Origin of the sequence: Streptosporangium sp. NPDC002524, from assembly GCF_040295985.1 — a bacterium.
GTDB lineage: Bacteria > Actinomycetota > Actinomycetes > Streptosporangiales > Streptosporangiaceae > Streptosporangium.
This window is the reverse complement of sequence record NZ_JBEOWK010000008.1, coordinates 363,859-375,557: the sequence shown is the minus strand read 5'-3', so window position 1 is coordinate 375,557 and position 11,699 is coordinate 363,859. Positions and strand designations below refer to the sequence as shown.

Sequence of the window (11,699 nt, the reverse complement as noted above, 5' to 3'; positions counted from 1 at the left end):
TGGAAAGGGCAGTGGCAGCTGGTGCCCGACCCCATATCCGCTGACCGCGCCCCAGCGGCGGCAACATCCCCGCCCGCCCCCGGCGTCCCGTCCGCGGAGGCGGCCACCTCGGCTTCGCCGACTTCATCGGCTTCGTCAACTTCATCGCCTTCGTCGGCTTCGTCGCCCTCGTCGCCTTCGTCGGCCGGACCGGCCGGACCGGCCGGACCGGCTTCGTCGGCCGGACCGGTCGCCGAGCCCGTGGGGCCCGTAAGCCCCGCGCTTCCCGCGGGACCCGAGCCGATCCTGACCTCCGCGGGCCCCCTGATCCTGCCGGACACCCCGTCCGCGGGGTCCGGCGTTCCCGCGAGCGAGGCCGCACCCGCGGGCACGGCCACCGCGGTGGCCTCCGGCGCGGGCACGCCGCCCCCGGGTGCCGCGACGAACCTCCCGTTCGGCCGTCCCGGGCGCTCGATGAGCAACAACCCGTTCGTGTTCGGCTTCACCGCCGCCCTGGGCGTGCTCACCGCCTGGTGGCTGGTGCAGGCCGTGATGAGCGCGAGCTCGGTGCTGATCCTCATCATCGTCTCGCTCTTCCTCGCCATCGGCCTGAACCCGGCCGTCGAGTTCCTCCAGCGGCGCAACGTCCCGCGCGTGGCGGCCATCACCGCCGTCTTCCTGGGCGTCATCCTCGTCTTCGTCGTCTTCGGCCTCGCCGTGGTGCCCCCGCTGACCACGCAGTCCGCCCAGTTCGTCGAGCAGCTCCCGCAGTACGTCCAGGAGCTGCAGAACAACCCGATGATCCGCGACCTGGACCAGCGCTTCCAGCTGCTGGAGAAGCTCCAGACGTATGTGACGAGCGGCGACTTCGGCACCCAGATGTTCGGCGGCGTGCTCGGCATCGGGACGGTCCTCATCGGGGCGGTCTTCAACTCGCTGACGGTGCTGGTGCTGACGCTCTACTTCCTGGGCTCGCTGAAGTCGCTCAAGCGGATGGCGTACCGTCTCGTCCCCCGGACCCGCCGGACCCGCGCGACCCTGCTCGGCGACCAGATCATCGACAGCATCGGCGGCTACGTCGCCGGGAACCTGATGATCTCGCTCATCGCCGGTGTGACGACCTTCTTCTTCCTGAGCATCATGCAGGTCCCGTACGCCCTGGCGCTCGCCCTGATCGTGGCGCTCACCGACCTCATCCCCCTGGTCGGCGCCTTCATCGGCGCGGGGGTCGCCTCCCTGGTGGGGTTCTTCGTCTCCCCGACCGTCGGCATCGTCTGCCTCATCTTCTTCACGATCTACCAGCAGATCGAGAACTACTGGATCGCCCCGGCGGTGATGAAGAGCTCGGTCGACGTGCCGCCGCTCGCCACGATCGTCGGCGCGCTGCTGGGCGGTGCGCTGCTCGGGGTGGTGGGCGCGCTGCTGGGCATCCCGATGGCCGCGGCCATCCTGCTCATCGTGCGCGAGGTGGTCATGCCGCGCCAGGAACGCGCCTGACCCTCACTACATCCGTACATATCGTCACAAAAAGATTTTTTCGCCTCTTCACCGCAAAAGCACAGAGATCACGACAACATGCGGTAAAAGATCACTTGTACTTACTGCCTCCCCTTGGGGTACACGTGAAGAAGCACCTTCGACTCCTCTCGGCCCAGCTGCTCGCCACGGCGCTCGTCGTCACCGCCTTCTCCGGCCCGGCCCGCGCGGACACTCCCGACAGAGACCCCCAGCTCGCCGCCGAGTGGCAGACCGCCTGGGACACCTACAAGTTCTACAAGGACGTCCCGCCCCTGCCGGGGTCGGGACGGAGCCGGGCGAAGGACAGCGTCTCCATCACGATCAACGCCCCCATCAAGAAGGTGTTCTCGGCGTACTCGAACATCAACAACCACCTGGGCATGCACTCGTTCCTGAAGCGCGTCGTCACCCACAAGAGCTGGACCCAGGCCGGCAAGCGCAACGTCAACTTCACCGCGGTCGAGGAGATCCCGTACGAGGGCACGATCGTCACCAGCAACACGCACGCGCAGCAGCGCATCGACCAGGACGGCTACTACTACGAGACGGACACCTGGTCGCTGCCCAACGTCGTCACGCACCAGAAGATCGTCTTCAAGAAGCTGACCGCCGGGAAGACCCAGGTCACCGAGTACCTCACCTTCGACGCGGACACCACACTGATCGACTTCGTCGTGCAGGGCGGCGTCTCCTCCCACGAGGCGACCCAGGCGGGCCTGAAGCAGGCCATCGAGAACGGCGACATCTGACCCACCGCCCGGCCGTCTCCTGATCACGGGAACCGTTGGCCAGACGAAGCCGAAGCCACCGAAGAGCGGGCGGTGTTCCCGCCGGGAGAATGTGACGGGAACACCGCGACGACCGGCGACACCTTGCCCGGGGCGTCGTCCGGTCGCGCTCGGCCCCGCGAGCGGCCCCTGGTCTGCGCACCACCGCTCGCGGGAGTCGGGCGGCGGCGACACGGAAGCCGATCCCTCCGTGCCGCCGCGCTGCTCACGGTGGGATGTCCGGCTCGGTGTAGTGATCTCCGAGCTGTTCGGCGATGCGGCGGGCGACCTGCGGCAGGTCGTCGGCCGGGGCGTGGTCGGCGGGTTGTTCCAGGTCGACGGTGCCCCAGCAGAAGGACATGCCCTCGCGGTCGGCCCAGACGGTCAGCGTGTCATCGCCGATCACCAGGCGGGGCTGCCCCTCGTCGTAGGCGATGGCGGGATAGATCCGGTGGGTGTGCAGCTCGGTCCGCAGACGCTGGAGCGCGGTGACGGCGCCGGGCCGCCAGGTGGCCGCACTGAGCCGGTCGCCTACCGGTGTGCCGTACGACGGAATCACAACCGCTCCCTTCCGACGCTCGGCGTCAGCGCGGGACGACATGGTCGGCCAGGATCACGTCGGCCAGCAGCGGCAGCTCGCTTTCCAGCACACTGGCGGCGGGCCGGGCGCGCAGGATCCGGTAGTGCCTGGCGAGCTGCTCGGCGACGACGGGCAGCGTCAGCTCGGAGCTGAGCAGCGGGCTGCCGGAGTCGCCGTGTTCGGGGCCGGTCCACCAGAACCTCTCCCCGTCGGTGTAGGCCAGCAGCCCGTAGTGGACGGACACGATCGCGTTGCCGGAGACGAGCTTGTGGACGTCGGCCGAGATGCCGTAGACGTCATCAAGTACGGCGACGAGTTCCTCGGCACGCTGTACGGCGGGTGACCGCTCGGGCGGATCCGGCAGCGGAGTGAGCAGCGGCCGGGCGTTCGACTCCTGGCCCGTGCTCGGGGATGGAGCGTCGGCGGAGCAACCGCTCGCCGTGGGCCGGTTGAGAACCGGAGCATTAGGGTTGGTCATCGGGTCAGGACTCGCTTCCTGATCAAGGGGCCCGTTCCGGTGTCAGCTACCGGTGACGGGCTCCACCTGTTTAGGTAGTCACCTCATGAGATCGCTGTAAAAGCGCGTGCGGCCAGGTGAGAGTGAGGGAAACTGAGGGAAAGAGTTCTTTCCCTGCCTCCGAAGAGGTGTGTCAATGACCGGCGAGACTTCCCGCGACGAGATTCCTTCTTGGTCTGTGCGATTGCGAGAGGAACGGCGCAATCATGGATGGTCTCACCGGGACATGGCCAGGAAATTAGCGGAGGCAACCAGCGAGGAAGCACGTAACCGTCTTCCTGCACGTGAAAGCATCGTTCGCAACATCAAGAACTGGGAGGCGGGCAAGCATCGCCCGAAAGATCCGTATCCAAAGTTGTATGCTCGCGTTTTCGATCTCGACGAGACCGCTATCTTCGAGACCTCACCACCCGCACCCTCGACTCCCGCCGAGAGCGATGAATTAGTGGGTGTAGTGGTGGCTGAACAGAGCCTCCCATGGGTATGGGAACCGCGATCTACAGCAAGTGCCGTTTACGACCTCAGCAGAAGTGATCTAATGCTCGACCGTCGCCAAGCTATCAAAGCGCTTTCCATAACAGCAGGACTCCCGCTCATCGATCCTGTTCAGCGCTGGCTCACCAAGACCTCAGACGACCTTCCCGCCATCTCTCATCCGGGCCGCATCGGCGCTGACGAAGTGACCCGGCTTGAGGCGACTGCGGACGTCTTCAGAACATGGGACGACTCCCAAGGCGGAGGTCTGGCGCGGAAGGCCGTAATCGGCCAGCTCAACGAGGTCGCCGACCTGCTACGAGATGCACATCCGCAGGACATTACGGTGCGGCTGTTCCACGTGATGGCCGAGCTCGCGAAAATCGCCGCCACGATGAGCTGGGACTGTGGCATGCAGACCGCAGCGCAGAAGTACTACGCCCTGGCACTACAGGCGTCCAAGCCCGCCAAGGACAAGCCGTTTGGAGCCAGCGTCCTGGCGTCCATGGCCCGCCAACTGCTCTACCTCGACCAGCCACATGACGCACTGGAGCTGGTTCGCCTGGCACTGGACGGGGTTCAGGGAGTCGGCACTCCCAGACTGCGGGCCATGCTGCACACCCGCGAGGCATGGGCTTATGCCGCGCTGGGCAGGCCCGAGGCGTTCCGGCGGGCGACAGACGCGGCAGAGGACGCGTACGGCGCGATCCGCGCGAAGGATTCCGACCCCGACTGGATCACTTACTTCGACGAGGCCGAGCTCGCCGGTGTCACCGGAGGCCGCTATCTGGAGATGTCGCGCCGCAGCGGTCAGCATGCGGCCGTCGCCGTGATCCACATCGGCCGAGCGCTGGAACTCCGCCGACGGACCAGCACACGCAGCCTCGCCCTGGACCAAGTCGGGCTCGCTCAAGCGCACCTGCGCAACGGCGACCTGGACGAGGCGGTCGCGGTAGGAAGCACCGCCGCAGACACGGCTGGTCAGGTGCAGTCCGATCGAGTCCGCGTCCAGCTGCGTGAGCTGCACGCGGAGATCGCAACGCGACGAGACCCTACGCTAGCTGGCCTGAGGGAGCACCTTCAGGAGACACTGGCGCGCTGAGAAGATCGCCGTCGATCAGGAGACGCTGATGGTGCGTATCGGTGTGACCGGCCACATGAACCTGACCTCGGATACGGCTCGCCTCGTGTCCGATGCGCTTCGCTCACACCTGGAAGCGGTGGCCGATGACGTGACAGGAGTGTCCTGCATCGCTCGCGGGGCCGACTCACTGTTCGCCGAGGCCGTCCTACAGGCCGACGGCGCGCTCGAAGTCGTCCTGCCGTCCCGGGACTACCGGGAGGCCAAGGTCAAGCCGGATCACGCTGAGCAGTTCGACCGGCTGCTGAGCAGGGCTGCCCGGGTCCGTGTCATGGATTTCGACCACGCCAGCCGGGACGCGTACGTCGCGGCCAACGAGGCGATGCTGGGTTCGGTCGACGAGCTCGTGGCGGTGTGGGATGGCGAGTCGCCTGTGGATGCGGGCGGGACGGCAGGCGCCGTGGCGGAGGCCCAGCGACGTGGTGTGCGGGTGGTCGTGATCTGGCCCGAGGGTGCCACCAGGGAGTGATCGGCGTACGCCTGGACGGGAGTGAGCCCGCGCGGGTCTCACTTCTCGTTGGCGGCGTGGCCGGTGGGAGGGATGTGCCGTAGTGCGGTGAGGGCGAGGACGGCGATGCCGATCACCACGACCCCGGAGACGGCGGCGGTGAGGTTCAGGCCGGTGGTGAAGGCGTCGCGGGCGGCGGCGAGCAGGGCGGTGCCGGGGGCGGCGGGGAGTTGCCCGGCCACGGTCGCGGCGGCTTCCACATTCTCCCCGGCGGCTTCGAGCAGCCGGTCCGGGACGCCCGCGACGGTGACATCGCCGAAGGCGCTCCGGTAGACCGCCGTGGTGAGGCTGCCCAGGACGGCGATCCCCAGTGCGATTCCCAGGTCGGCGCCGGTCTCCGAGATGGCCGCCGCGGATCCGGCCTGCTCGGGCCGGACGGAGCCCACGACGAGGTCGGTGGCGAGCGCCGTGATCGGACCGGCGCCGAGGCCGACGAGAATGTTCCCGGCCACCACCACCGGTAGCCCGCCGACGGCGGCGGCCTGGGTGAGCAGCAGGTATCCGATCACCGCCACCCCGAGACCGGCCACGATGACGTACGCGGGGCGCACCCTCCGCGCCAGGACCGGGGTCGCCATGGCACTGATGATGATCACCAGGGACGCGGGCGCCAGCCACAGTCCCGCGCCGAGGGGGGAGAGCCCGGCCACCGTCTGCAGGTACAGGGCGATCAGCAGCGAGATCCCGCCCATGAGCGCGCTGTTGAGCGTCATGCCCGCCACGCCCGCGCCGAACGAGCGGCTGCCGAACAGCCGCAGGTCCAGCAGCGGATGAGCCAGCCGCCGCTGCCGGTTCACGAACACCAGTCCCAGGATCACCCCGGCCGCGAGGGCGACGACGGGGACCGGCCGCACCCCGCCCGAGGCCAGTTCCTTGACGCCGTAGACGACCGGCAGGATCGCTCCCAGGGACAGGGCCACGCTGGTCAGGTCCAGCCGGCCGGCGCCGGGATCGCGGTGGGTGGGCAGCAGGAACGGCGCGGCCACCAGCAGCACTGCCATCACCGGCACACCTATCAGGAAGACCGAACCCCACCAGAAACGCTCCAGCAGGACACCACCGATGACCGGGCCGATCGCCGTACCGCCCATGAAACAGCTCACCCACACCGAGATGGCCGTCGAGCGCTGTCCCGGGTCGCGGAACATGGTGCTGATCAGCGCCAGGGTCGAGGGCATCAGCGTGGCCCCGGCGATCCCCATCAGCGCCCGCGTGACGATGAGCATCTCCGCGTTCACGGAGAAGGCCGCGATCGCCGAGGCGACTCCGAACAGCGCGGCCCCGACCAGCAGCAACCTCCGGCGGCCGATCCGGTCGCCCAGCGTGCCCATCGTGATCAGGAAACCGGCGACCATGAACCCGTAGACGTCGGTGATCCACAACTGCTGGACGCCGCTCGCCCCCAGGTCCGCGCTGATGCTCGGGAGGGCGAGGTAGAGGACGCTGAAGTCCAGCGCCAGCAACAGGGTCGGCAGGGCCAGCACCGCGAGGCCGATCCACTCCCTGCGGCCCGCCCGGTGGGGGGAGGGGGAAGAACCGTGCTCCCGCTCGTCACCCGCGCTCTCGGCCCCGGGCCCAGGCCCAGGCCCAGCCGGGGACGTGGCAGCGCCCTCGGCCGGGGACGTGGACCCGCTTGCGTCCCCGGTCTCGGGGCCGGTCGCGTTCGTGGTCACGAGCCCGGCCGCCGCAGTTCCCCGTCCAGCTTGTCGAGCCAGTCGCCGGTGCCGCGCTCCCGCCACTCCGGCTCCTCGTGGCCGTCGAGGAAGGCGTCGTGCTCGGTGAGGACCAGCCGGGTGCCCTCACCCTCGGGGACGAACTCCACCGTCGTGAACGACACCGTGACCAGGTCCTCCCCCGAGGAGAGGGTCGAGGTGTAGACGATCCGCTCGTCCGGGACGATGTCCTGGTACGAGGACTCGAACGTCATGCCCGGACCGTTCTCCGGGCCGCCGCGGTTGACCTCCTTGCCTCCCACCCGGAAGTCGAGCTCGTGCTTCCCGTCGGGAACGGCGAACCACCGCGCCTTCGCCACGGGGTCGGCCCACGCGGCGAACACCCGCGACGGCGGGACGGCGTACGCCCGTTCCAGGGTGAACGAGGCATGCCTGACAGAACGATCGGTCATGGTCTTCTCCTTGAGTCCTTGAGTCCTTGGATCCTTGAGTCCTGGGCTCCCTGGTTCCTTGGTTCCTTGGTTCCGAACATCCCGGCTCACTCGTCCAGGAGGTCGCCGAGCCGGTCGAGCCGGTGCTCCCAGGTGGTGCGCTGCCCGGAGAGCCAGCTCTCGGCCGCCCGCAGCGCGCCGGGCTCGATGTGACAGGTGCGGACCCTGCCGACCTTCTCGGTCCTGACCAGGCCGCACGCCTCCAGCACCTGGAGGTGCTGCATCACCGCCGGCAGCGACATCGCCAGCGGCCGGGCCAGCTCGCCGACCGACGCGGGCCCGCGGACCAGCCGCTCGACCATCTCGCGCCGCGTCGGGTCCGCCAACGCCTGGAACACACGGTCCAGCGAGCCACCTTGGTTAAGCATGTCCTTAAGTATTGCCCCGGAACCGGCGAACAGTCAAGCATCCACTTAACTATCAGTCGCGGGTTTGACCTTGTCGTAGCGTCAACGTTTCTAATGAGGGCATGCGGATCGGCGAGCTCGCCGCGCTGGTCGGGGTGTCCACCCGGACCGTGCGCCACTACCACCACCTGGACCTTCTCCCCGAGCCCGTACGCCTGGGCAACGGCTACCGGGAGTACGGGCTGCGCGACGCGGTCGTCCTCTCCCGGGTGCGACGGCTCGCCGAACTCGGCCTGTCGCTGGACGAGATCCGCGACGTGCTCGCCGACGACCGGGGCAAGGAGCTGCGCGAGGTGCTCGCGGGGCTGGACGCGGACCTGGCCAGGCAGCAGGAGGGGATCGGCGCCAGGCGAGAGCGGCTGGCCGCGCTGCTCGCGGAGACGGACCCGCACCCCGACTCGATGGTCTCCCCCGCGATGGCGGCGGTGCTCCGCGACCTTCCCGCCACCGGGTCGAGGTTCGCCGAGATCGACCGCGAGCTGCTGGCCCTGGTGGACACCGTGGCCGACCCGGCGGGCCGGGCCCAGATGCTCGACCTGATGCGCCCGCTCACCGAACCAGACGCGCTCGCGCGGGGACACGAGCTCTACCGGCGGCTGGACGAGCTCGCGGACGCGGATCCCGGCGATCCCCGCGTCGCCGCGCTCGCCGCCGACCTCGTCGCCCACATCCCCGGCGAGATGGCCGCGGCGATGGTCGCGAACCTGGCCGCGGACCCCGGGCACCCGCCCGGCCCGGCGGGGGACGCGGACGGCGGGCGGTGGCTGGAGACGATGTACGCCGAGGTCTCCCCCGCCCAGGCAGAGGTGTTCCAGCTGGTCATGACGACACTCAAGGAGAGAACCTGATGCTCAGGGCCGCCCGTGCCGCGCTGTTCGCCGTCATCCCCATGGAGCTGCTGCTCGTGATCCTGCTGGTGTCGGGGGTGCCGCTGCCCGGCCCGGTGATCGTGGCGGCGGAGCTGCTCGTCGCGTCGATGCTCGTCCTGGAGGCGGTGACCGCGTACCGGCTGTTCAGGGCCGAGCGCCGGGGCGGCGCCGACCGGCGGGCGGCGCTCGGCGCGACCTTCCGCCTCCTGGTGCCCGTGCGGGTGCGCAGGCTCGTGGGGTTCGAGCTGAAGGGCGTGGCGAGCGTCGCCCTGTGGATCGCGCGCCGCCGCGACGGCGTGCCGCCCGGCGCCACCGCCGCGCCGTACGCGCGGGAGCAGGCGTCGATCCAGCTGGTGCTGCTGTTCGTGCTGATCGTGGAGACGGTGGGGATCGAGCTGCTGCTGCGGGCGCTCGACGTACCGTCCGCGCTGCGTATCGCGGTGCTGGTGGCCGACGTCTACGGGATCGTGTACGTGCTGATGCTCGCCGCGGCGAGCGTCACCCGCCCTCACGTCGTGACCGCCGACGAGCTGCGCGTCCGCTCCGCGATGTACTTCGACCTGCGCGTCCCCCGCGAGCTGATCTCCTCGGTGCGGCTGTCGCGCGACTACAACGAGAGCGGCATGATCACCTTCAGGGGCTCGCGGCTCAGCGTGGTGGTGTCCTCCCAGACCAACGTGGTCGTCGAGCTGGCCGAGCCGGTCACCGCGGTCCGCCCGCTCGGCGGACGCGCCGAGGTCACCACGATCCGCTTCTTCACCGACACCCCGGACGCTTTGCTGAACGCCCTGCGATCCCCCGCTCGGCACAGCGCCCCCTGAGCCCCCGGGGCCCGAGGTCGCGAACCGGCGCCGAAAATTCTGATCAGATTCAGTCATATCCAGTCAGAGTCGATATTGACTTCGAACGCATTAAATGTAAAGTTTCTTTCGAGAGAGCGCTCTCACGCCTCGTCCACCCCCCAGTCCCCCAAGGACCAGCCGTGAGATTCAGCATGCTGACCAGCGTGGCGGTACTCGCCGCCTCGCTCGTCGTCCCGTCCGCGACCGCGCAGGCCGCCGCGGTGCCCGAGCCCAGTCCCGACCCGTCCAAAGCGGCCACGGCCGAACAGGCGATGAAGCGGGACCTCGGCCTGACCCCCACGCAGGCCCGCGTCCGCCAGGCCCACGAGGCCGGGGCGACCGTCGTGGAGCGGCAGCTCCGCACCCGTCTCGCCGACCGCTTCGCCGGAGCGTGGTTCACCCCCGGCGAGGGACGGCTGAGCGTCGGCGTCCTGAACGGCGGGGACGCCGACGTCGTCCGGGCGGCGGGCGCGCTGCCGGTGCCCGTACCCCGCAGCGAGAAGCAGCTGGCCACCACGAAGGCCACGCTCGACCGCGCCGCGGGCTCCGCGGGCAAGGACATCCACAGCTGGTACGTGGACGTCGCCGCGAACACCGTGGTGGTGTCGGCGGCCGACCGCGCCGCCGCCGAACGGTTCGTCGAGGCGGGCGCCGTCGACGCCGCCGAGGTGCGGCTCTCCGTCAGCGAGGCGCCCAAGCCGCTGTACGACATCCGGGGCGGCGACCAGTACGTCATCAACGGCAACACGCTCTGCTCGGTGGGCTTCTCGGTCAACAACGGCGGCTTCGTCACCGCCGGGCACTGCGGCGGCACCGGCAGTCCCACCCTCGGCTACAACAACGTCGCCCAGGGCACCTTCGCCGGGTCGTCGTTCCCCGGCAACGACTACGCCTGGGTCCGTACCAACGGCAACTGGACGCCCCGCCCCTGGGTCAACAACTACGGCGGCGGCAACGTCGCCGTGGCAGGATCCCAGGAGGCCGTGGTCGGCGCCTCCATCTGCCGGTCCGGGCGCACCACCGGCTGGCGCTGCGGCGTCATCCAGGCCAAGAACGTGACCGTCAACTACTCCGGCTCGCTGGTCTACGGGCTGACCCAGACCTCCGCCTGCGCCCAGGGCGGCGACTCGGGCGGCGCCTGGATCACCGGCGACCAGGCCCAGGGCGTCACCTCCGGCGGCTCCGGCAACTGCACGACCGGCGGCAACACCTTCTACCAGCCGGTCAACGAGATCCTCGGCGCGTACGGCCTCACCCTGACCACCACCGGAGGGGGCGGCGGCGGCCGTCTCATCGGCTGGCAGGACAAGTGCATCGACGTGCCCAACAGCAACGGCGTCGCGGGCCAGCGCCTGCAGCTGTGGGACTGCAACGGCACCGCCGCGCAGAACTGGACGTGGCCCGGCGACGGCACCGTCCGCGCCTTCGGCCTCTGCATGGACGTGGCCTGGGGCTCCACCGCCAACGGCGCCGCCATCCAGCTCGCCACCTGCAGCGGCAACCCGGCCCAGCAGTTCGTCCTCAGCGGCGCCGGTGACCTGGTCAACCCGCAGGCCAACAAGTGCGTGGACGTCACCGGCTGGGGCGGCTCCGGCACGCCGCTGCAGCAGTGGGAGTGCAACGGCGGCGCCAACCAGAAGTGGCGGCGCGGCTGACCGTCCGTACGATCCCGCCGGGACGGTGAGTGTCCTCACCGTCCCGGCGGCGCTCCGGCAGCGCTCCGGCGGCGCTCCCGCAGCGACCTCCACACCGCTCCGGCAACGCTCCCGCAGCGACCTCCACACCGCTCCGGCGGCGCTCCCGCAGCAAACCTCCACACCGCTCCAGCAACGCTCCCGCAGCGACCTCCACACCGCTCCGGCAGCGCTCCCGCAGCGACCTCCGCACCGCTCCGGCCCGCACGCGATGAACGCCCCCGCGCCGCACCGCGCGA

The 11,699-nt window shown here is 69.7% G+C and carries 12 protein-coding genes; 7 read left to right on the top strand and 5 right to left on the bottom strand.

The window, feature by feature from the left end:
• Positions 1–240 precede the first annotated feature (240 nt).
• The gene (locus ABT053_RS16975) at positions 241–1,476 is read left to right on the top strand and encodes an AI-2E family transporter (protein WP_350969958.1); all 1,236 of its coding nucleotides are present in this window, start codon (positions 241–243) and stop codon (positions 1,474–1,476) included.
• A gap of 125 nt (positions 1,477–1,601) precedes the next feature.
• On the top strand, positions 1,602–2,246 hold the full coding sequence (locus ABT053_RS16970; RefSeq protein WP_350969957.1) for an SRPBCC family protein: 645 nt from the start codon (positions 1,602–1,604) through the stop codon (positions 2,244–2,246).
• Between the two features lie 244 nt (positions 2,247–2,490).
• Here ABT053_RS16970 and ABT053_RS16965 read toward each other — a convergent pair whose 3' ends face one another.
• A complete protein-coding gene (locus ABT053_RS16965) occupies positions 2,491–2,823 on the bottom strand; it encodes a hypothetical protein (protein WP_350969956.1) in 333 nt (110 codons plus the stop codon).
• 25 nt (positions 2,824–2,848) lie between these two features.
• Entirely contained in the window at positions 2,849–3,322 is a 474-nt protein-coding gene (locus ABT053_RS16960) for a hypothetical protein (protein WP_350969955.1), read from the bottom strand.
• A 175-nt stretch (positions 3,323–3,497) separates the two neighbouring features.
• On the opposite strand from ABT053_RS16960, the gene ABT053_RS16955 reads away from it, so the two are divergent.
• Both ABT053_RS16955 and ABT053_RS16950 read left to right on the top strand, forming a co-directional pair.
• Entirely contained in the window at positions 3,498–4,937 is a 1,440-nt protein-coding gene (locus ABT053_RS16955; protein ID WP_350969954.1) for a helix-turn-helix domain-containing protein, read from the top strand.
• 28 nt (positions 4,938–4,965) lie between these two features.
• Positions 4,966–5,445: a hypothetical protein gene (locus ABT053_RS16950; protein WP_350969953.1), complete on the top strand. Its 480-nt coding sequence runs from the start codon at positions 4,966–4,968 to the stop codon at positions 5,443–5,445.
• 38 nt (positions 5,446–5,483) lie between these two features.
• Here the strand turns inward: ABT053_RS16950 and ABT053_RS16945 are convergent, their stop codons facing one another.
• The 3 genes from ABT053_RS16945 to ABT053_RS16935 all read right to left on the bottom strand — a co-directional run bounded on the left by ABT053_RS16945 (position 5,484) and on the right by ABT053_RS16935 (position 8,016).
• Positions 5,484–6,968, bottom strand: a complete 1,485-nt coding sequence (locus ABT053_RS16945; RefSeq protein ID WP_350969952.1) for an MFS transporter — start codon at positions 6,966–6,968, stop codon at positions 5,484–5,486.
• A 185-nt stretch (positions 6,969–7,153) separates the two neighbouring features.
• Entirely contained in the window at positions 7,154–7,609 is a 456-nt protein-coding gene (locus tag ABT053_RS16940) for an SRPBCC family protein (RefSeq protein ID WP_350969950.1), read from the bottom strand.
• A gap of 86 nt (positions 7,610–7,695) precedes the next feature.
• On the bottom strand, positions 7,696–8,016 hold the full coding sequence (locus ABT053_RS16935) for an ArsR/SmtB family transcription factor (protein WP_350969949.1): 321 nt from the start codon (positions 8,014–8,016) through the stop codon (positions 7,696–7,698).
• Between the two features lie 101 nt (positions 8,017–8,117).
• Here ABT053_RS16935 and ABT053_RS16930 point away from each other — a divergent pair, with 101 nt between their 5' ends.
• The 3 genes from ABT053_RS16930 to ABT053_RS16920 all read left to right on the top strand — a co-directional run bounded on the left by ABT053_RS16930 (position 8,118) and on the right by ABT053_RS16920 (position 11,421).
• On the top strand, positions 8,118–8,903 hold the full coding sequence (locus ABT053_RS16930) for a MerR family transcriptional regulator (RefSeq protein WP_350969948.1): 786 nt from the start codon (positions 8,118–8,120) through the stop codon (positions 8,901–8,903).
• The gene (locus ABT053_RS16925; protein ID WP_350969947.1) at positions 8,903–9,745 is read left to right on the top strand and encodes a hypothetical protein; all 843 of its coding nucleotides are present in this window, start codon (positions 8,903–8,905) and stop codon (positions 9,743–9,745) included. Before ABT053_RS16930 ends, ABT053_RS16925 begins: the two co-directional genes overlap by 1 nt.
• Before the next feature lie 161 nt (positions 9,746–9,906).
• Positions 9,907–11,421, top strand: coding sequence for a ricin-type beta-trefoil lectin domain protein (locus tag ABT053_RS16920; RefSeq protein WP_350969946.1), 1,515 nt, complete (start codon positions 9,907–9,909; stop codon positions 11,419–11,421).
• Positions 11,422–11,699: the final 278 nt, after the last annotated feature.